The organism is Mucilaginibacter sp. OK283 (genome assembly GCF_900110415.1).
In the GTDB taxonomy this organism is placed as follows: domain Bacteria; phylum Bacteroidota; class Bacteroidia; order Sphingobacteriales; family Sphingobacteriaceae; genus Mucilaginibacter.
Genome location: NZ_FODR01000019.1, coordinates 24488 through 44901, shown reverse-complemented (window position 1 = coordinate 44901; position 20414 = coordinate 24488). Strand labels below are relative to the sequence as shown.

Annotated in this window: 18 protein-coding genes; 15 read left to right on the top strand and 3 right to left on the bottom strand. The window is 43.7% G+C overall.

Annotated features, from left to right (window positions below):
- The first annotated feature begins 69 nt into the window (after positions 1–69).
- From BMX56_RS28025 to BMX56_RS28010, 4 genes are read left to right on the top strand one after another with little or no spacing between them, the layout of a single operon-like run.
- Positions 70–3513, top strand: coding sequence for a response regulator (locus BMX56_RS28025; protein WP_090653029.1), 3444 nt, complete (start codon positions 70–72; stop codon positions 3511–3513).
- A gap of 3 nt (positions 3514–3516) precedes the next feature.
- Positions 3517–4347 (top strand): CheR family methyltransferase, encoded by an 831-nt coding sequence (locus tag BMX56_RS28020; RefSeq protein WP_090653028.1) that lies wholly within the window; start codon positions 3517–3519, stop codon positions 4345–4347.
- Complete coding sequence (locus BMX56_RS28015) at positions 4337–4924, top strand: chemotaxis protein CheB (RefSeq protein ID WP_177183949.1); 588 nt, start codon at positions 4337–4339, stop codon at positions 4922–4924. The genes BMX56_RS28020 and BMX56_RS28015 overlap by 11 nt, the downstream gene beginning before the upstream one ends.
- Before the next feature lie 28 nt (positions 4925–4952).
- Positions 4953–6896 carry a hybrid sensor histidine kinase/response regulator gene (locus BMX56_RS28010; protein WP_090653026.1) on the top strand — a complete coding sequence of 648 codons (1944 nt, stop codon included), beginning with the start codon at positions 4953–4955 and terminating at the stop codon, positions 6894–6896.
- Here BMX56_RS28010 and BMX56_RS28005 read toward each other — a convergent pair.
- Complete coding sequence (locus BMX56_RS28005) at positions 6885–7370, bottom strand: methylated-DNA--[protein]-cysteine S-methyltransferase (protein WP_090653025.1); 486 nt, start codon at positions 7368–7370, stop codon at positions 6885–6887. The genes BMX56_RS28010 and BMX56_RS28005 overlap by 12 nt on opposite strands.
- A 90-nt stretch (positions 7371–7460) precedes the next feature.
- Between BMX56_RS28005 and BMX56_RS28000 the strand changes: the two genes are divergently transcribed.
- The 5 genes from BMX56_RS28000 (at position 7461) to BMX56_RS27980 (ending at position 12450) form a co-directional block, all read left to right on the top strand.
- Entirely contained in the window at positions 7461–8144 is a 684-nt protein-coding gene (locus tag BMX56_RS28000; RefSeq protein ID WP_090653024.1) for a heme exporter protein CcmB, read from the top strand.
- Positions 8145–8286: 142 nt separating this feature from the next.
- Positions 8287–9552, top strand: a complete 1266-nt coding sequence (locus tag BMX56_RS27995) for a hypothetical protein (RefSeq protein WP_143065550.1) — start codon at positions 8287–8289, stop codon at positions 9550–9552.
- A gap of 12 nt (positions 9553–9564) precedes the next feature.
- Complete coding sequence (locus tag BMX56_RS27990; RefSeq protein WP_090653022.1) at positions 9565–9987, top strand: QcrA and Rieske domain-containing protein; 423 nt, start codon at positions 9565–9567, stop codon at positions 9985–9987.
- Positions 9988–9994: 7 nt separating this feature from the next.
- Positions 9995–11068, top strand: coding sequence for an imelysin family protein (locus tag BMX56_RS27985; protein ID WP_090653021.1), 1074 nt, complete (start codon positions 9995–9997; stop codon positions 11066–11068).
- Positions 11069–11076: 8 nt separating this feature from the next.
- Positions 11077–12450: a di-heme oxidoreductase family protein gene (locus BMX56_RS27980; RefSeq protein WP_177183948.1), complete on the top strand. Its 1374-nt coding sequence runs from the start codon at positions 11077–11079 to the stop codon at positions 12448–12450.
- A 273-nt stretch (positions 12451–12723) separates the two neighbouring features.
- On the opposite strand, the gene BMX56_RS27975 is transcribed toward BMX56_RS27980, so the two are convergent.
- Positions 12724–13248 (bottom strand): hypothetical protein, encoded by a 525-nt coding sequence (locus BMX56_RS27975; protein ID WP_090653019.1) that lies wholly within the window; start codon positions 13246–13248, stop codon positions 12724–12726.
- A 139-nt stretch (positions 13249–13387) separates the two neighbouring features.
- The gene (locus BMX56_RS27970) at positions 13388–14272 is read right to left on the bottom strand and encodes an NmrA family NAD(P)-binding protein (RefSeq protein WP_090653076.1); all 885 of its coding nucleotides are present in this window, start codon (positions 14270–14272) and stop codon (positions 13388–13390) included.
- 84 nt (positions 14273–14356) lie between these two features.
- Between BMX56_RS27970 and BMX56_RS27965 the strand changes: the two genes are divergently transcribed.
- The 6 genes from BMX56_RS27965 (at position 14357) to BMX56_RS27945 (ending at position 20326) form a co-directional block, all read left to right on the top strand.
- Complete coding sequence (locus tag BMX56_RS27965) at positions 14357–14773, top strand: winged helix-turn-helix transcriptional regulator (RefSeq protein WP_090653018.1); 417 nt, start codon at positions 14357–14359, stop codon at positions 14771–14773.
- A gap of 139 nt (positions 14774–14912) precedes the next feature.
- Positions 14913–16247 carry a dihydroorotase gene (locus BMX56_RS27960; protein ID WP_090653017.1) on the top strand — a complete coding sequence of 445 codons (1335 nt, stop codon included), beginning with the start codon at positions 14913–14915 and terminating at the stop codon, positions 16245–16247.
- Between the two features lie 430 nt (positions 16248–16677).
- Positions 16678–16809 carry a hypothetical protein gene (locus tag BMX56_RS30605; RefSeq protein WP_255369945.1) on the top strand — a complete coding sequence of 44 codons (132 nt, stop codon included), beginning with the start codon at positions 16678–16680 and terminating at the stop codon, positions 16807–16809.
- 17 nt (positions 16810–16826) lie between these two features.
- The gene (locus BMX56_RS27955; RefSeq protein ID WP_090653016.1) at positions 16827–17195 is read left to right on the top strand and encodes a hypothetical protein; all 369 of its coding nucleotides are present in this window, start codon (positions 16827–16829) and stop codon (positions 17193–17195) included.
- A 238-nt stretch (positions 17196–17433) separates the two neighbouring features.
- Positions 17434–19290 carry a Fe-S protein assembly chaperone HscA gene (hscA, locus tag BMX56_RS27950; RefSeq protein WP_090653015.1) on the top strand — a complete coding sequence of 619 codons (1857 nt, stop codon included), beginning with the start codon at positions 17434–17436 and terminating at the stop codon, positions 19288–19290.
- A 22-nt stretch (positions 19291–19312) separates the two neighbouring features.
- The gene (locus BMX56_RS27945; RefSeq protein WP_090653014.1) at positions 19313–20326 is read left to right on the top strand and encodes a hypothetical protein; all 1014 of its coding nucleotides are present in this window, start codon (positions 19313–19315) and stop codon (positions 20324–20326) included.
- The last annotated feature ends 88 nt before the right edge of the window (positions 20327–20414 follow it).

Sequence of the window (20414 nt, the reverse complement as noted above, 5' to 3'; positions counted from 1 at the left end):
TTGCTGCGTACTTTTACGTAAACATGTTTTTTTTAAACATATTTGTATTCAGATAAACAAGATCTATTGATGGTTAAATTCTCCTTTCGCCAGCAGGTAACAACCGGCTTTGCTATATCTATTGTTCTGGTTTTTGTGGTAGGTGTTTTAGCGTACAAAAGCATTCGCCAGTTAGAAGAAGATAATTCCTGGGTAGACCATACCCAGCACGTTATCAAATCGTCAACCAACCTGTTGCAGCACATGATCGATGCCGAAACCGGGGTACGTGGTTTTGCAGCTACCGGCGATAAAGTTCTTCTTGATCCTTATAACGAAGCATTACCGCTTATCGATGCCGATTTGGCAGGGTTAAAAACGCTCACAAAAGATAACGGCGAACAGCTAAAACGTTTGGATACGCTTACCGCTTTTGTTAATTCGCAACGTAACTACCTGAAAGAAAATATCGAAACCCGCAACGGCAGGGGGCTCGAATTTATGGTTGCCAGCCATATGTTTGTAAAGGGCAAGCAAAATATGGATATGATACGCGCATTGGTTGGCCGTATTACTGAAAACGAGAATAACTTGCTCAGTACCCGCAAAAACAACACCGAAAAAGCTTCAAACCAGGCCATCATCGTTATTGTTGCAGGTTCATCAATATTCCTGTTCATTATACTGTTTTTGTTCCGCTATATTCAGGGCGCTTTTGAGCAGCAAAAGAAAATTGAAGCCGAAATTAAAATAGCCAATACCGAATTGGGCCTTGTATTGGCCGAAAACGAAGCCAAAAACTGGTTACTTACAGGCACAGGTACCCTTAACGAGAAAATGCAGGGCCAGCAAAGCGAAAAAGAGCTATCGCACAATATACTTGCCGAGGTTTGTACTTATACCGGGGCAGCCGCAGGCACATTTTATTTATATGACGACAGGGATCATCTGCTTGATTTGTATGCATCATACGCGTTCCATAATCCCGATCTGTTAAAGAAAAAAATACAGCTATCTGAGGGCTGGCTTGGCCAGGTTGCCGCTGATGAAAAGGCAGCTGTTGTAAGGGGAAAACTGAACGATAGGCTGGAGCTTTCTTCGTCGGTAGTTAAAGAATTGCTTACCGAAACTTTCATCGTTCCTTTCTTTTTTGATAAAAAGCTAAAAGGTGTAATGGAAGTGGCCTTTGCCGGCGAATTGGCAGAAAAAGATCGTGGCTACATTTTAGCCATTACCAATGATATAGGCATGGCTGTGAACACCGCCCAGGCCCGCACCATTATGCACGATCTGTTTGAAGAAACCCAGCAACAGGCCGAAGAGCTGCAGGCTCAACAGGAAGAAATGCGCGTTACCAACGAAGAACTGGTAAACAAAACAGAAATGTTGCAGGCATCAGAAGAAGAGTTGCGTGTACAACAGGAAGAATTGCGCACCATTAACGCCGAACTTGAAGAGAAAGCAAGCCTGCTGGAAGAAAAGAACCAGGCGATTGAAGAAGCCCGTGCGGCCATTAACCTAAAAGTTGACGAATTGGAAACTACCGGCAAATATAAATCGGAGTTTTTGGCCAATATGAGTCACGAGCTCCGTACGCCGCTTAACAGTATCCTGGTGCTGGCGCGTATCCTGAAGGATAATAAGCCGGCAAACCTGTCCGAAGATCAGATTAAATACGCCAGTGTAATATTCAATGCAGGTAACGATTTACTTACACTGATAAACGACATCCTCGACTTATCCAAAATAGAATCGGGCAAGCTGGATATGCAAAATGAAGATATCAGCGTATCCGAAATTGTGAACGATATGGAAATGCTGTTTGCCGAAGTAGCAAGCAGCAAAAAGATAAACTATACCACCAGCATTAAAGACGTACCTGCAACCGTATTTACCGATAAAGTAAGGGTTGAACAGGTGATAAAAAACCTCCTCTCAAACGCGTTTAAATTTACGCCCGAGAATGGCTCAATTTCGATCAATGTAAAGCCGGGTGCAAAAGAAAATACGATCAGCTTTGCTATCAAAGATTCGGGCATAGGCATCCCCGCCGAAAAACAGCGGATTATATTTGAAGCTTTTCAGCAGGCCGATGGCTCTACCAGTCGTAAATACGGTGGCACCGGTTTGGGCTTGTCCATCAGCCGCGAACTGGCAATATTGCTGGGCGGCAGTATAAGCATGACCAGCGAACCCGGAATAGGCAGTGAATTTGTTTTGACAATTCCGTTTGAGGGCAAAGTACTGCCGGTTATAAACGAGGAAGTATTACCAACCGCCCAAACCTTTAAGGCCGAAAGCAACTTTCTGAAACCGGCTAAAGTTATTACAAGGGAAGACAACAGCGACCCACTGGTAGTTATAGTGGAGGACGATAAAAACTTTGCCAATATACTGCAGGACTACGCACGCGATCATGGATACAAATCGATCATGGTTTATGAGGGTATGCGTGCCGTTGAAATTATTAAAGAGGCTAAACCCGATGCCGTAATATTGGATATTATGCTGCCGGGTAAGGATGGCTGGCAGATATTGAAAGAATTGAAGGCCGATGAAGCCATTATGCATATCCCAGTGCACCTGATGTCGGCGGGCGAAGCTGCGGCCAACCGTGTGCGTAAGGAAGGCGCTATCAGCTTCCTTAAAAAACCTATCAGTACCGAAACATTGGATAAGCTGTTTGCCGATATTATGCTGCAGAGCGGCACCCGGTTTAAACAAATACTGCTGGTTGAAGACCACCGGGCGCAAAGCCAGGCCTTAAAAGATATGATGCAAGGCCAGGGTATTACCGTAGACCAGGCTTTTGACGGTGCCTCGGCATTCAGGATGCTGCATGAAAATGAATACCAATGCGTAATCCTCGACCTTAACCTTCCCGATATTTCGGGGTTAGACCTGCTGGATAAAATAAAAGAGGTTGACCGCTTTGCTGCTTTGCCGGTAATTGTAAATACAGCAATGGAACTGGATAAAGCATCGGTAAACAGGCTGATGCTTTACGCTAATGCCATGGTGGTTAAAACCAATAAGTCGGCAGATAGGCTGATTGATGAGGTAAACCTGTTCCTGAACAAGATCAGTGAATCGGCAGGCACCCGGCAGGCATCGGCACCAATATCAAAACCTAAATTGCCAACAAAAGGGAAGGATGCCATAAAGGGGAAAAAAGTACTTATAGTTGACGATGATATGCGCAACATTTTTGCCCTGAGCAGTGCCTTGCAAGGCTATGAACTGGTTGTAGAAATTGCTAACGACGGCGAGGAAGCCATTGCCAAACTGGAAGAGGTGCCAAACATTGATATAGTGCTGATGGATATCATGATGCCTAAGATGGATGGTTATGAGGCCACAAGATATATCCGCAAGCAAAACAAATGGGCCAAGTTACCTGTAATAGCTTTAACCGCAAAAGCCATGAAAGACGACCGCGAAAAGTGTATAGCCGCCGGTGCCAATGATTATATTACTAAGCCGGTTGATATGGACAGGCTGATTTCATTGATGCAATTGTGGCTGGAAAGCTAATTTATGACCGATACTAACCTACCAATAACGGCATCGCAGATAACCGAACTTATTGACCTGGTAAAAAAGGTACATGGTTTTGATTTTTCGGGCTATACAAAAGCCTCATTAAAGCGCAGGATTAGCAGGATTATGCAGCTTAAAAAGCTTAGCTTTTATGACCTTAAGCATATCCTGGTAAACAACCCTGAGTTTTTCCAGGAGTTTTTGGAAGAAATAACCGTAAACGTAACCGAGATGTTTCGCGACCCTTCGTTTTACAAAGGTTTAAACAGCCAGGTTATACCGTACCTTTCTACTTATCAGCACTCAAAAATATGGGTGGCCGGCTGCTCAACCGGCGAGGAGGTGTATTCAATAGCAATCCTGCTGCGTGAGGCAGGTCTGAGCAATAAATCGTTCATTTACGGTACCGATATTAATACCGAAGTACTTAGGGAGGCCCGCCGTGGCATATACAGCCTGCGTAACATAAAAAGTTATGCCGAAAATTATCAATTTACAGGTTTAAAAGGTTCCATTTCAGATCATTTTACTATCTTGTACGATGCAGCTTCTATACACAATGAATTGAAGCAAAATACGTTGTTTTCTGTACATAACCTGGTTTCAGATGGTATATTCAACGAGTTTCAGCTTATAAGTTGCCGTAATGTGTTTATTTATTTTGAAACTGAACTGCAGGAACACATCCTGGAGCTATTTTATAAAAGTTTGTGCCCTTTGGGTTATTTATGCCTGGGGAGTAAGGAAACAATCCGGTCAGATACTTTTAAAAAGAAGTTTAAGGTGATTAATTCAAAAGAAAATATTTACCAAAAAATTGGCTCCTGATAAAAACCTGGTTGAACGATGGAAAACCGCCGAAATACTGCTGCTCGGTGGTTCTGCCGGTTCGTTTAAACTCTTGTTCCAGATAGTTAAATTGCTGGATCCCAACCTAAACAAAACTGTAATTATAGTAATTCACCGCAAGAAAAATTTTTTCAGCGAGATTGAAAAACTCTTTGCAGAAAACAGCCGTATGTTAATGCGCGAAATTGGCGACAAGGATATTCTGAATAAGAATACCATTTATATAGCGCCTGCGAATTATCATATCTTAATTGAAAAAGAGGGAACATTTGCACTTGACGTGTCAGAACCGGTATGGTTTTCAAAGCCATCAATTGATGTTACCTTTGAAAGCGCTGCCGAAGTTTACAAAGAGCGGTGCATGGCAATACTGCTATCGGGTGCAAACCAGGATGGTGCAGAGGGATTGCTTAAATTAAGGAATAGTGGCGCTACAACAATTGCCCAGCATCCCGAAGATGCAGAGATGGACGAAATGCCGGCGGCGGCAATTAGCATTGGAGCCGCGGAATATATTTTACATACTGACGAAATTTTTAAATTATTAAGCACATAGTATTTCACCATACACTAATCAATATTACATGACCCCTGTGAATATTCTTATTGTTGATGACAGAGAAGAGAACATAATAGCGCTTGAGGCCTTATTAAAACGCGATGACATCCGTATATTTTCTACAACATCCCCTAACGAGGCGCTTAAAATAGCCTGGGAAACCCAAATTGCCATAGCATTGGTGGATGTACAAATGCCCGAAATGGATGGATTTGAGCTGGTTGAAATGCTCAAATCGAACCCAAGGACCAAAGATATCATGGTGATTTTTGTTACCGCAATATCAAAGGAAACCAAATACGCTGTTAAAGGCCTTGGCACCGGCGCAGTTGATTACCTGTATAAGCCGCTCGACCCATATATAACATCGGCTAAAGTTGATTCATTTGTTCACCTGGCCCGTGCACAGGCCGAAATAAAACTCAAAAACCAGGAGTTGCAAAACTACTCGATAGTTGTAAAAAACTCTGCAGATATCATTTGCTCTGTTGATGCGCAAACCCTGAGGATTGAAAATATTAACCCTGCTGTAGAAAATATTTTGGGTTTTAAACCCGGCGAATTACAAGGTACAAGCGTTGTTAACCTTGCCATTGCCGAGCATCAGCCTGCATTCCGGAAAAAACTGGGCGAAATTATTAAAGATAACCTGGCTTTCGCGGTATTTGAAGGCCGGTTTGAACGTTTTGATAAACGGGTAATATGGGGCGAGTGCCGGGCGTCGTACCATAATAAAATGATATTTATCAATATCAGCGATATATCGCCCCAAAAAAGCTACCAGGAACAACTTATCAAATCAAAAGAGGAGGCAGAATACACTAAAAAAGTTAAGGAAACTTTTTTGGCCAACATGAGCCATGAACTGCGGACTCCGGTTAACGGCATTATTGGTATTACCAGTATGCTGCTCAAAACCAATATAGACGAACAACAGAAGGGTATGCTTGATTTGTTGGATACTTCGTCAAAATCACTATTAGGGGTTATTAACGATGTGCTGGATATTTCTAAAATAGAGGCGGGCAAGTTTAACATTATCCGTACGGCAGGCAACGTGCGCGATATTATCAAATCGGTATTCGACCTGCTGAAATTTAGGGCCGACGAAAGAAACATAGAGTTTTTATTAGAAATAGATCCTGACTTACCCCCATACCTGATGGTTGATTCGTTGCGCTTAAACCAGATACTGATGAACTTGCTTAGCAATGCCATAAAGTTTACCGAAAGGGGTTATGTAAAGCTAAAAGTATCGGTTATACAAAGGAACGCCGATAAGGTGCGGGTAAAATATAGTGTTGAAGATACGGGTATAGGAATTCCGGAAGATAAGGTTAACCGGGTGTTTGAATCGTTTGAGCAAGCCGATGAGGATACCGTTAGCAAATACGGTGGCACAGGCCTTGGGCTTACCATTGTAAAAAGATTGGTTGAGCTTAAAGGCGGCGAACTTACAGTAAGCAGCAAAGTAGGCGAGGGCAGCAACTTCAGTTTCTATAACTGGTACACAATTTCGGCCAAACCGGTTGAAAAGGCGGGTGCGAAACCAGAAAAAACACTCGCCCCCTTTTTTAATGTAAGCGTATTGGTAGCCGAAGATAATATGGTAAACCAGTTTATGCTATCCAAAATATTGAAAGACTGGCAGGTACAGGTGGATATGGTTGATAACGGCCGCAAAGCACTTGATAAGTTAAGAACCAACCACTACGACATTATACTGATGGATACCCATATGCCCGATATGAATGGTTACGAAACGGCAAAAAACATCAGGGTTGATTTTGTGGAACCCAAACGGAGCATACCTATCATATCACTTTCGGCAGCCTCATTTGGCCATGAGCAGCAAGAGGCCTTAACAGCCGGTATGAATGATGTGTTGTCGAAACCATTTCAGCCGCATCAATTGCACGAAAAAATGAGCAGGCTTTTAAGTGCAGGTACGTATAAACTAAAAGTTTAACCTGGTTTGCCCCACGCCCATAACATTGGCTTCATGTTGTAACAGCCATTGTTTGCGCCAAAGGCCGCCGGCGTACCCGGTTAAGCTGCCGTCTGATCCTATCACCCGGTGGCAGGGTACTACAACCCAAAGGTGATTTTTTCCGTTGGCCGCCGCAATGGCCCTAATGGCCAAAGGGTTGTTCATTTGGTTTGATTGCTGCGCATAGGTTGTTGTGGTGCCGTACTCAATATTTAAAAGGCATTCCCAAACCTGCTGCTGAAAATCGGTACCCGGTTGCTTAATAGGGAAATCGAAGGTCTTTCTTGTCCCATCAAAATATTCCTGCAACTGGTCAATAGCCATTTGCAGGAGCGGCGTGCAGGCCGGCTCTATCTCATATTCCTCGTCCCGGATAGAGATCCCCGAAATAAAATCGCCATCCTGGGTAATGCGGACGATTCCGATAGGTGTACGATAATAAGCTATGGGCATTTTGGTTATTAATTGTAATCAAAATTAAAGTAATCCCGGCTATCAAACAAATGCCTGAAATCCCTTATCACAAATTATTACCTTTGCCGCATGAAGCTTGTTCAGGAAACCATTCATTTGTTAAAAAAAGAAATTTTGCTGGAGTGGCGGTCGAAATATGCTTTTAATGGGGTTTTGCTGTACGTGGTATCCACCGTGTTTGTTTGCTATATTTCGTTTAACCAAAATTCGGGTCTCAGCGGTACCACCGCCTATCCACTGGTATGGAATGTACTGTTCTGGATCATTATGCTGTTTGCATCGGTAAATGCCATTGCCAAAAGCTTTATGCAGGAAAGTAAAAGCAGGCTGCTTTATTATTACTCCATAGCCAGCCCGCAGGCTATTATACTTTCAAAAACCATATACAATATTTTACTGATGACACTCATCAGCTTTTTGGCCCTGCTGGTATACCAGGTTTTTTTTACCAATAAACTTGGCGACCTATGGTTTTATTTGCTGGCGGTTTTAATGGGCAGCATCAGCTTTTCAACAGTATTTACCATGATATCGGCCATAGCATCAAAAGCCGGCAACAACGGCACGCTCATGGCTATTTTAAGCTTCCCGGTAATTATACCAGTGATACTTATCCTTATCCGCCTGAGTAAAAGGGCAATGGATGGCATAGAGCGGAGCCTGAGTTACGGCGATATCGGGGTTTTGTTCGCCATTAACGCTATCGTAATTACTACCGCGTTATTGCTTTTTCCTTATTTGTGGCGCGATTGAATCCCTGAAAATCTACATTATCAAGTCTCTTATTTTTTGAATATACATCCGTGCAATAAGCGCTATCATTCTTTACTTTTTAATAATATTATTTAGAATGATTTTAAACTTAATTTGGATTAAGTCTAATTAAAATATAGTTTTGTCATCAAAGAATCATACGACGATGCATGGCAAAAACTATACGTTATTCATAATATCTTTATTTATATCGGGCACTCTATTAGCGCAGCAGCCGAATAATTCGACAGCGGAAGATTCCCTTAATAACAATACCGCAAAAAGCGCTATCCTCACCAACACTTCAATAGGCGGCTACGGAAATGCTTTTTATCAATACAACTCCAATCATGGGACCGCCAAAGTTGACCTGGAACGTTTTGTGCTTTTTGTGGGCCATAAGTTTAGCGACAGGATTTCGTTTTTCTCTGAACTTGAGCTAGAAGACGCCAAAGTTAACGGTGGCGAGCCCGGGGGCGAGATTACCATCGAGCAGGCCTACTTAAAATTTAGCCTTAATCCCAACCAATATGTCGTGGCCGGTTTGTTTTTACCACGCATAGGCATCCTGAACGAAAACCACCTGCCTACTACCTTTAATGGGAACGAACGTAACTATGTAGAAACATTGGTTATCCCGGCTACCTGGCGCGAACTGGGCATCGGTTTTTATGGCCGCTTAAATAACCTGCCCGTTAATTACTCAGTAGGGATAATGAATGGATTAAGCGCTGCCGGCTTTACACACGGAACAGGGATAGTTGATGGTCGTTTTGAAGGGCGCAATGCTACAGGTACCAATCTTGCCGTAACCGGCGCTTTACAATATTACCAGGGTAGCTTTAAAGCCCAGCTATCGGGCTACTACGGCGGCACCGTGGGACTCAGGAAAACTGAGGCCGATAGCCTCGGCCTAAATTCGGGCATATTTGGTACACCCGTGGCTATGGGCGAAGGCAACATTCAATACAATTCCCTGGGCCTTTCGGTTAAGGTATTGGGCACTATAGCATCTATCCCGGATGCAGACAAGATTAACCGTGCCTATGCCAGCAATACCCCGAAAAACATGTATGGCGCTTATGCCGAAATTGGCTACGATTTGCTTTTTCGCCAAAACTACGGCAAAATTAGTCCGGCCCAGCTCATTGTTTTTGTGCGTGATGAAAAGCTCAATTTAAATTCGGGCATCCCTGCAAATGGGTTAACCGACCAAACGCTTAACCAAAATTTTGTAGTTGCGGGCTTTACCTATCTACCGCTCCGCAACGTGGTAGTAAAAGCCGACGTAAGGCTGGCCCATACAGGCGTGCAAAACCCGGCATTGGTAATAAACCCAAGCCCGGTAGCACGGCCTTATCAAACCGGCAACACGCTGATAAACCTGGGCGTGGGATATTCATTTTAAAGGAGGCTTTATATGCACAGAAGGAAATTCATCAAACAGTCGTGCTCATTGTGTGTAGCTGTCGGCGCAGGTATGATAACGGCATCTTTATCTGGTTGTGCTACTTTACCTGTTTACAAAACAGGTGTAGCCAATAACGCGGTAAGCGTACCGGTTGCCATCTTCGGCACAACCAATTTCCAGCTTATCCAACCTAAAAATCAGTATTATAATATCGGCCTAAAAAAGGAGGCCGATGGCAGCTATACCGCTTTGCTCTTAAAATGTACCCATGCCGATAACCAGTTAATGCCTACCGGTAACGGCTATAAATGCGATTTGCATGGCAGCGCTTTTAACGGTGAAGGTAAAGTAATTACCGGCCCGGCCGAGCGGCCGTTAAAAAAGTACAAAACAGAAATACAATCAGATCAAGTAATCATCCATCTAATTTAACTTACCTATGAAAAATAACTTACTCGCATTGGTTTGCATAACCGCGCTCGGTTTGGGCGCCTGCAGCAAGAGCAATACAACAACCGCACCGGTAACTACCGACGTGGAAGCCCAGGTGATAACCGATTTTGTAAACGTTGTTGCAAACCCCAACTACGTACAGATACAGGCAAATGCAGTGGTGTTGCAAACGGCTGTTACGGCTTTAATTGCTACCCCAAATGCAGCCAACCTTTTAGCTGCGCAAAATGCCTGGAAAGCCACCCGCGCGCCATGGGAAGCATGCGAAGGCTTTTTGTTTGGCCCGGTTGAAGACAATGACTACGACCCCACAATGGATAGCTGGCCGCTAAACAAGCTGGATGTTGACGGTTTGCTGGCCAGTTCGGGCTCATTGGCTGTTGCCGATATTGATAAGCTTGATGGCACTGCCAAAGGGTTTCACGCTATTGAATATATCATATTCGGAGTTGGCGGCACCAAAAAGGCAACCGATATTACAGCACGCGAAAAACTGTTCCTGGCCTCAACAACCCAAAGCCTCGTTAATACCACCTCCCAGTTACGCGACAGTTGGGCGGCTACAGGTGGCAATTACTCGGCAACGGTAACAACCGCAGGCAAAGGAAGCGCGGTATTTAAAACCCGGAAAAGCCTCTTTAAAGCAATGGTTGGCGCCATGTCGGATATCTGCGAAGAGGTTGGCACCGGCAAAATGGAAGAGCCTTATGCTGCCCGTGATAGTACATTGGACGAATCGTCGTTTTCGCATAACTCCACTACCGATTTTACAAACAATATCAAGGGCATACTGAATGTGTACACCTGCACTTATAATGGTACAAGCGGCACCGCGAGCCTAAGCACATTGGTTGCCGCAAAAAATGCTTCGCTGGATGCAAAAATCAAAACGCAGTACAACGCGGTGTTGGCATCATTTGGCACCATAACCCAAACTTTTGAAAAAGCCATATACAACCAGCGCGGCCAGATCAAGGCTACACAAGACGCTATAGCCACATTACAAACCACGCTGAGCGTTGATTTGAACGCTTTTATTGAAGCAAATATTACAGACTAATTATACAAGTGAAAAAGTTAACGGTAGTAGGCGTATTAGCATTTTTAGTACTTATTTTATCACAATGCCAAAAGGCGGCTCAGTTTCCTGATACAGGATATGACGAGCGCCTTTCGGGTGGGATAACTACGGTATTTGATATCACATCGCATGCGTTCAGTAATATGTTCTCCGGCATGTCAGATTATGATCAAAAGGTACATGGCTTTGGCGATGCGGCTTTCAGCAAAATATTTGTTACCGCGCCTGCACCTATTAACAGCGGGTTAGGCACTATTTTTAATAACACGTCATGTATATCATGCCATCATAATGATGGTATTGGTTTGCCTACCGCGGGCGAGTCGCGTTCGTCGCTGCTGGTGCGTATCAGCCTGCCTGGCGCCGATGCCCATGGCGGCCCTTTGCCCGTACCAGGCTATGGATTGCAACTACAGGATAAGGCGGTATTTGGCCAGGTGCCCGAGGCTAAAATAAACATTGCCTACACTTATACAACGTACAGCTTTGCCGATGGCGAAACTTATGAATTAAGGGCGCCCGCTTATACCCTTACCAATTTATATACAGCTATATCCGGCAGTTACCTGCTCTCGCCCCGCCTGGCGCCCCCAATGTTTGGCCTGGGCTTATTGGAGGCTGTACCCGAAAATGAAATTGTTGCCATGGCCGACCCTAACGATGCAGATGGTGATGGCATAAAAGGTAAGGCCAATTATGTTTGGGATGTTACCACGCAATCGCGCCAGTTGGGCAGGTTTGGATGGAAAGCAAATACGGCATCAATATTAACGCAGGTTGCTGCAGCATATAACCAGGACATCGGCGTTACCAACCGGATATTCCCGGTTGAAAGCAGTTTTGGGCAAATTCAGGATGATGAACTGAAGGACGACCCTGAATTGCCGGACAGCACCCTAAACGCAGTAAGGTTTTATGCCGCTACCCTTGCCGTGCCGGCCCGGCGCGACGTTACCGACGCTGATTGCAAAAAGGGAGAGGCGCTGTTTAAGGCTGCCAAATGTGCCGTTTGCCACCGGCAAACCCTTACCACGGAGGTAAACGTAGCTTTCGCACCTTTATCAAACCAGGTGATACACCCCTACACAGATATACTTGTACATGACATGGGCCCCGGCCTTGCCGATAACCGCCCCGACTTTTTGGCCGGCGGACAGGAATGGCGTACAGCCTCGCTTTGGGGCCTCGGTTTATTCGAAAAAGTGAACAGCCCAGGCTATTATTTACATGATGGTCGCGCACGATCCGTAACGGAAGCCATTATGTGGCACGGCGGCGAAGCTGAAACTTCTAAAGTATACTTCTCCAAACTGTCGAAGTCTGACAGGGCGTTGGTATTAAAGTTTTTGGGAAGTTTGTAAGAGAAACCTGAAATAAAGTTTTCTTCTTAGGTATATAAGGGTTGGATAATCACCAGTTCAGGAAAAAAAACTTTTCAGCTACAAACGGTTAACCGTTACAAGATAATACACTTTTAAGTTGCCTCGTAGAGGCTACCTGTTTGTAGAAAACGAATAGTTCAACCCTTTTTGCTCCTTAGGAGCTCCCTTTCTTCAGGATCAACTTTCAAAAGCGATTGCCCTGATCGCCAGTTGTGCAACCAAATTGATTAGGTGTTTTTTTTATGCTTAACTTTACCTTATTTTCTTTTCCAATAAGGCATAAACCTCATCATAATCCTTATCGCCAAGTTCCTGGCGGCTGAGGTGAAATACCACAGAACTCGTATCTTTCTGTTTAATATATATGTTATCCTTATAAGCTTCAAAAGGTTTAAAAAGCTGCCAGCTCAGCTTCATGGATTTTTCTTTGTCTTCGTAAAAAATGCCATCGTCGTTAAAAATATAGGTGCAATCCATCCCTTCTTTTTCAAACCGGTCGCCAATGGTTTTAATTCTCTTTTGGAGCTTTATCCATCGTTCTATCAAACCTATCCACACTAAAGTTACGTAAAAAATAAACCCAGAGGCGATTGTTTTGCTAACAGAAAACTGGTTTTTATTGTCGGGCACGAATTCTATCAGCGTCAATATGGCCGCAACTACCGACATATAAATATGTTGCTTAAAAGCCCCCCGCATAGCAAATTTCCAAAGGCTTTTTTGCGCGCTCGCAAAAAGTACGCGGTTAAATTGAATATGAATGATTTTTTCCGGCATAAGTGATCAATAGTGATAATGGCCGGAAGATACAGTTTATATCAGTTCAGGTTAACGAATATTGTTGAATATTTCCGCGGTTAACATAAAGCCGCCTCATTTTTGTGATGCGGCTTTTCATTTGGTTATTTGATTTCAATTAGCTGTTATAAACTTCGGCAAACTCCCTGGCAAAATCTTCAAGTTTTACCTTGCCCCATTGGGCGGGTTTATGAAGGTCATAATCTTCCCAGATTATTCCGCTGCGTACAGCTGTGCCCATTTCTACAAAATTTTTGGCCATTTCGGGCGGCAAACCGTGTTGCAGCATGCCCTGAAGCGCCTGTTCGTCGCTAAAACCTGTCCATTGCAATTCGGGCTTACCAATGGCTTTGCCTAAAGCGGTTGCTACCTGGGCCGTTGTGCTTTCGTCGCTCACAATGTAGCGTACACTTTTGCCGGTAAAGTCAGCCTGTAATTCTTCGGCAATAGCATCGGCAATATCCCGTGGATGTACTAATATCAGCCTTGCATCTGCCGGGTAGTTTGATCCTAAAATTCCCTGGTGCTTAATGGCCGGGATATCATTAAGCAAATTCACGTAAAAGAATGGTGCACGAATAAATTTGATAGCTACTCCCTGTAATCCGCTCAATATGCCTTCAACGTCATGAATGCCTTTTATCGGTCCGGTGGCATCGTTTAAATGCGCCCCGATGCTGCTTAAAGCGACAACCTTTTTAACACCCGATTTTTGAATTGCCTCGGCATAACTTTTGCCTGTATCTACCATGTATTGCCTTAAGTTAGCGGCTCCAAAGTTTGGTGGTATCATAGCGTAAACGGCATCAGCCCCGGTAAAAGTATCTGCAAGGAATGCGGTATCGGCTAATGAGCCAATAGCCGCCGCAGCGCCTAAAGCCTCAATTGCTGTAATTTTATTTTTATCACTGCTGATGACGGTTACCTGGTGGCCTGCCTCAATTAATTGTGTAGCCAGTGGTTTGCTGATATTGCCTAATGAACCTGTTACGATGATTTTCATGATGATAAATTTTGTTTTTGTTGGGAGCAAAATTATATTTGTACTTACTTTTATACAAGTACTTACCCTAAAGTATGTATCCATATGACCCAGATCAAAGAAGCATCAACCATACAGGAAAATAAACAAACCGCATTTAAAGAGTGCCCGGTAACCTATGTAATGGAACGCATTGGCGGGTACTGGAAACCTATTATTTTATTTCACCTGCTAAACGGCAGCAAGCGCTACAGCGAATTAAAAAAGGCAATACCTACCATAACAGAAAAAATGCTCATCCAGCATTTAAAACAATTGGAAGCCGATAAAATCATCGTCAGGGAGGCCAGAGCGGTGGTACCACCGTATGTAACCTACAGCCTTAGTCCGTCGGGCCAGGGCCTGAGACCGGTAATGTATGCCATGGCAACCTGGGCGGTTGAAGACAGCGAAGCTAACGGTACTGCTATTTATAAAAATATGGGCACTTTTCCGGGTATAGCAGAATTTGTTGAGGGGTAGATCAGCTTTTGTAATAAACAAGACACCCTGCATTTCCCAAATTTAATCCTTGATTTTGCTCTTGCCTTATTATGTCGTCATAAATTCTAAATTTGCCCATCAATAAATCCGACATCGAACATCCGAATTCCCAAATCATATGAAAACTATCCTCATTAAAGCAGCAACAATAGTTAACGAAAACAGGCAATTTGTAGCCGACTTGTTGGTGAAAGATGGCTTGATTGACCGGATAGCCCCACAAATTGATGCCCATGCAGATGAAGTTATAAATGCCGAGGGCCTTTACCTTTTCCCCGGCTGCATTGACGACCAGGTACATTTTCGCGAACCTGGGCTTACCTACAAGGCCGATATTCATTCCGAATCCCGGGCAGCTGTAGCGGGCGGCATCACATCGTTTATGGAAATGCCCAATACGGTACCCAACACATTAACACAGGAGCTACTGCAAGATAAATACGATATAGCATCGCGTAACTCACTGGCTAACTACTCATTTTTCATGGGCGCATCTAACGACAACCTGGAACAGGTACTGCGCACCGATGCAGCCAACGTTTGCGGTGTTAAAGTTTTCATGGGCTCGTCAACGGGCAATATGCTGGTAGATAATCCGCAAACTTTGGATAACCTTTTTGCTAACTCGCCTATGCTGATAGCGGTGCATTGCGAGGATGAGGCCACTATTAAAAGCAACCTTAACCATTACAAACAGCTGCTGGGCGATAATATACCCGTGACACTTCATCCGAAGATCCGTAGCGCCGAGGCTTGTTACCTGTCGTCGTCGCTGGCGGTGGAGCTGGCTAAAAAGCATAACACGCGCCTGCATATATTGCATATTTCAACCGGGCTTGAAACTCATCTTTTTGACAACGCCATCCCGCTAAAAGATAAACGCATTACTGCCGAGGCCTGTGTACATCACCTATGGTTCACCGATGCCGACTACGAAACAAAAGGCAACCTGATTAAGTGGAACCCGGCTGTAAAAAAAGAAAGCGACAGGGACGCTATTTTGCAGGCTGTTTTAGATGGCCGCATAGATGTAATTGCCACCGACCACGCCCCGCATACCATCGAAGAAAAAGCGCAGCCTTATCTGCAGGCCCCATCGGGTGGCCCCTTGGTGCAACACGCCTTGCCTGCTATGCTGGAACTTTACCATCACGGCAAAATTAAGCTTGAACAAATAGCCGAAAAAATGGCCCATAACGTTGCTACCTGCTTTCAGATTGACAGGCGCGGCTTTATCCGCGAAGGCTACTGGGCCGACCTGGTTTTAGCCGACCTCAATAATCCCTGGAACGTGAACAAGGCCAATATCTTATACAAATGTGGCTGGAGCCCGTTTGAAGGCACCACCTTCCGCTCGCGGATAGCTTACACCTTGGTATCTGGCAATGTTGTATATGCTAACGGAACCCTGGTGGAAGGTGAAACCGGTAAACGGCTGAATTTTAACAGGTAGTCTGAATCAGAATTTACAGAATTAGAGAACTAACAGGATAAAAGCTGCCATGGTAAATTCTGGACATTCTTAAATTCTAAAAATTTTGATTCAGATAGACAAAAAACGGATCACGCAGAATTTTTGTTGGGGGATAAAAAAGTATTCTTTGTAATGTAAAATCGGATCAGTGGGATTTCGTTATTTTAGGGAGAGGGCTCTGAAATCAAAAAAATCGATAATTTTACTGATTTACAGGGTTTTGATACTGATTGATATCGCTTTAGTCGCTCTGCCTGTACAAATTTCGAACCTTTTTCTGCCTGATTTGAAGCTAATGGCAAAATTTGGTTCTATAATCCATCCTTCAATATTTTTGATTTAGTATGCAAAAAATGAAAGTCAATTAGAGTGTATTCACTGATATTGGATTTTTAATTAAATTTAACTAATGGATAAGCGATTGAAAAACCTGGAAATTAAGTTACCCGATAACTGGAATGATATATCTGAAAACAATCCTAACGGCCCTCCAACCTTTATCGATGATACAATTGATAATTCAGGGGTGTTGCAAATTTAATTGAGCTGTCAAAGAATATGGGAGTAAAAAATGATTTTGGAGAATTACAAAACGAAATATCCGGAAAATGTGGTTACGGTATCTTTGGCTATGCACAATTTTCTAATCCTCAATTTCCTTACGCTTCAATCGGGCATATATCCGATGGGCAGAATTTCATCTTTGCTACATTTATTTGTTCAATAGCTCCAGATCGAAGGCATGTAGACGATGTAGTTAATATTTTGATTTCTATTAAAAAAAATCTTGGCTGGCATCCTTGTTTGGATGACAGTGGCTCAAATCCTGTTAATCCTATAAAATCCATAAATCGTGTTCAACAAATAAGCCCGATGAATTACTTCAACGGGCTTCCTCACTATAACTATTTCCCCCTCAGAAAATGATGTGATAAGGTCGTATATTTTCTAATTACTCAGCGTTTATAGTTTACAACAGGTTTTGTTGAACAAACATAGCTTATATATAAGGTTTATGAAATACCCCGAAATAGGTATTTATGAGAAATAATACCCAGCTAACTGAGGTTCGGGAGGTCTGTTTGCCTGATTTTGATAATTAGAGATTGAAAAGACACAGCATCTGCCAAAACTGAGTACATTTGCGGTTTGTTAAGTAAAAGTAATGGCTAAAGTTTCTATCAACCTGGCGACAGGCTCGCTGCAAAAAGAGGATATCATAGTGGGTATCGATCTGGGTACCACCAATTCGCTGGTGGCTTTTATTAATCCCGATAAGCAACCGCATGTTATAAATGATACGGGTAAAGGCGTTTTGGTACCTTCAGTAGTCCATTTTGGGCCTACAGGCGATGTTTTGGTAGGTAATGAGGCTAAAGAATATTTGATAACCGACCCGCAAAATACCGTTTTTTCGGTAAAACGCTTATTGGGGCGCAGCTATCATGATATCGAAAATTATAAAGATTTTTTCTCGTACAAGGTTATTGATGATGATACCGAGAGCCTGGTTAAAATAAAGGTTGGCGATAAATTTTATACGCCTATTGAACTATCGGCCCTGATACTAAAAGAGTTGAAAGCCCGTGCCGAACATGCCCTTAAAACCCCGGTTAACCGTGCGGTAATAACAGTACCCGCTTATTTTAACGATTCGCAGCGCCAGGCCACCCGCGACGCCGGTAAACTGGCCGGGCTGGATGTTTTACGCATTGTAAACGAGCCAACGGCAGCAAGTTTAGCTTACGGGATTGGCCTTGATCCCGAAGAAGTAAAAACCATAGCCGTGTATGACCTGGGCGGCGGTACGTTTGATGTATCGATACTGCAAATTCAGAACGGGATTTTTGAGGTATTGGCCACCAATGGCGATACCTTTTTAGGAGGCGATGATTTTGACCGCATTATTGTTGATTACTGGATTGAAAAAAACAATCTGGATAAAGCCGAAATAATAGCCAATAATGAGCTTGCCCAGCAATTGCGCCTTAAAGCAGAGGAAGCCAAGAAAGCATTTGCTCATCAAAGCCTGTTTAACGAAAAAATAGGCGAAATATGGTGTACGCTGGATAGGAACACGTTTGAGGAACTGATTATGCCCAAAGTACAGCAAACCATTACCAGTTGCCAAAACGCGCTTAAAGATGCCAAACTGACCATAGCAGAAATTGATGAAGTGATCATGGTAGGCGGATCAACCCGTACGGCGTTGGTTAAAAAAATGGTGGCGAAGTTTTTTAACCGCCCTGTACATGATGATGTTAACCCCGATGAGGTGGTTGCATTAGGCGCGGCCATACAGGCCGATATACTGGCCGGTAACCGTAAAGATATTTTATTGCTTGATGTTACCCCATTATCCCTCGGTATCGAAACAATGGGCGGTTTGATGGATGTAATTATCCCCCGCAACAGCAAGGTGCCTACCAAAGGCGGCCGGCAATACACCACATCGATAGACGGGCAGGTGAATATGAAAATTGCCGTTTACCAGGGCGAGCGCGACCTGATCAAAGAAAATCGCAAGCTGGCCGAGTTTAACCTGAAAGGCATCCCAAGTATGCCCGCCGGTTTCCCAAAAGTAGATATCAACTTTCTGCTGAATGCCGATGGCATCCTGACTATACAAGCTATTGAATTGCGCAGCGGCGTTAAACAGGAGGTAGAGGTAAAACCCACCTACGGCATTACCGACGAACAGGTAGAGCAAATGCTAATGGATAGCATTACCCACGCCAAAGAAGATGTGGCCGAGCGTATGCTGATAGAAGCCCGTACCGAAGGCGAACAGACGGTTTACACCGTGGAGCGGTTTTTGCAAAAGAACGGCAGCTATGTATCGGCAGAGGAAACTGAACAAACAATCAGTTATATAACCGCTTTGAAAAATGCCATTGCTACCGGAGATAAAGACCTCATTTTGAAAAGTATAGACGAAGTAAATGAGTTTACCCGGCCATTTGCCGAACGTCTGATGGATCAGGCAATTAGCACTGCGATGCGTGGCAAGAGTATTGAATAATATACAGAACGACACTTTATAGATGAGAAGAATTACAGCAGTACTTACATTTTTGGCCCTGGCGGCTGTTTTTTTACAAGGTTCATTTAATAAAGTTTATGCCGCCGGTTTTATAATCCGGAACACAAAAGACACCATAAAAAATATTGCCGCACTTGATACCGCACGTTACGATTCATTGATGAAGCGGATGGCCAATGGCGACAAAACGGGGCGCTGGCCTGTAAAAAACGCACCATTGCCATTGCCTGGCGCTATTTTGCCTTTTAATAGGGTAGTAGCTTATTACGGCAATATGTACTCCAAAAATATGGGTGTTTTAGGCGAGTACGAGCCTAAAGTTATGATGGATAAACTAAAGGCCGAGTGCAAGGTTTGGGAAAAGGCCGATACCCTTACCCCCGTAATACCCGCCCTGCATTACATTTGCGTAACTGCCCAGGCCGATGCCGGCCGTAATGGCTTGCATAACCTGCGAATGCCTTTTAGCCAGATAGATAAAGTAATAGCCATGGCAAAAACCATGAACGCCCTTGTTTTTCTTGATCTGCAGGTTGGTTTCAGCACTGTACAAACCGAGATTCCCAAACTTGAAAAATACCTGCTGATGCCCAACGTGCATTTAGGCATCGATCCGGAGTTTAGTATGAAAGAGGGGAGTGTGCCCGGCAAGCGCATTGGCACATTTGATGCCGACGATATTAACTATGTATCCAAATACCTTGCCGGTCTGGTTAAGAAAAATAACCTGCCGCCTAAAATTTTTATCATACACCGCTTTACCAAACGCATGGTAACCAACTACAAAGACATCAAACTAAGCAGCGAAGTTCAGTTGGTGATGGATATGGACGGCTGGGGTGGTCCCGACCTTAAAAAAGGAACTTACAAATATTTTATTGCTGCCGAGCCTGTACAATTTACCGGCTTTAAACTGTTTTATAAAAACGATATCAAAAACGGCCCTAAACGTATGCTAACGCCTAAAGAGGTTTTGGCATTGAGGCCGAGCCCTGTTTATATACAGTATCAGTAGTGAGTGGTTCATGGTTCATGGTTCATGGTTCATGGTTCATGGTTCATGGTTCATGGTTCATGGTTCATGGAAATGGGCCGGTTAATAT

What these genes read in the sequence shown, in the direction of transcription:
- BMX56_RS28025 (WP_090653029.1), top strand. Translation starts at nt 70, where the DNA reads ATGGTTAAATTCTCCTTTCGCCAGCAGGTAACAACCGGCTTTGCTATA.
- BMX56_RS28020 (WP_090653028.1), top strand. Translation starts at nt 3,517, where the DNA reads ATGACCGATACTAACCTACCAATAACGGCATCGCAGATAACCGAACTT.
- BMX56_RS28010 (WP_090653026.1), top strand. Translation starts at nt 4,953, where the DNA reads ATGACCCCTGTGAATATTCTTATTGTTGATGACAGAGAAGAGAACATA.
- BMX56_RS28005 (WP_090653025.1), bottom strand. Translation starts at nt 7,370, where the DNA reads ATGCCCATAGCTTATTATCGTACACCTATCGGAATCGTCCGCATTACC.
- BMX56_RS28000 (WP_090653024.1), top strand. Translation starts at nt 7,461, where the DNA reads ATGAAGCTTGTTCAGGAAACCATTCATTTGTTAAAAAAAGAAATTTTG.
- BMX56_RS27990 (WP_090653022.1), top strand. Translation starts at nt 9,565, where the DNA reads ATGCACAGAAGGAAATTCATCAAACAGTCGTGCTCATTGTGTGTAGCT.
- BMX56_RS27985 (WP_090653021.1), top strand. Translation starts at nt 9,995, where the DNA reads ATGAAAAATAACTTACTCGCATTGGTTTGCATAACCGCGCTCGGTTTG.
- BMX56_RS27975 (WP_090653019.1), bottom strand. Translation starts at nt 13,248, where the DNA reads ATGCCGGAAAAAATCATTCATATTCAATTTAACCGCGTACTTTTTGCG.
- BMX56_RS27970 (WP_090653076.1), bottom strand. Translation starts at nt 14,272, where the DNA reads ATGAAAATCATCGTAACAGGTTCATTAGGCAATATCAGCAAACCACTG.
- BMX56_RS27965 (WP_090653018.1), top strand. Translation starts at nt 14,357, where the DNA reads ATGACCCAGATCAAAGAAGCATCAACCATACAGGAAAATAAACAAACC.
- BMX56_RS27960 (WP_090653017.1), top strand. Translation starts at nt 14,913, where the DNA reads ATGAAAACTATCCTCATTAAAGCAGCAACAATAGTTAACGAAAACAGG.
- BMX56_RS30605 (WP_255369945.1), top strand. Translation starts at nt 16,678, where the DNA reads ATGGATAAGCGATTGAAAAACCTGGAAATTAAGTTACCCGATAACTGG.
- BMX56_RS27955 (WP_090653016.1), top strand. Translation starts at nt 16,827, where the DNA reads ATGGGAGTAAAAAATGATTTTGGAGAATTACAAAACGAAATATCCGGA.
- hscA (WP_090653015.1), top strand. Translation starts at nt 17,434, where the DNA reads ATGGCTAAAGTTTCTATCAACCTGGCGACAGGCTCGCTGCAAAAAGAG.
- BMX56_RS27945 (WP_090653014.1), top strand. Translation starts at nt 19,313, where the DNA reads ATGAGAAGAATTACAGCAGTACTTACATTTTTGGCCCTGGCGGCTGTT.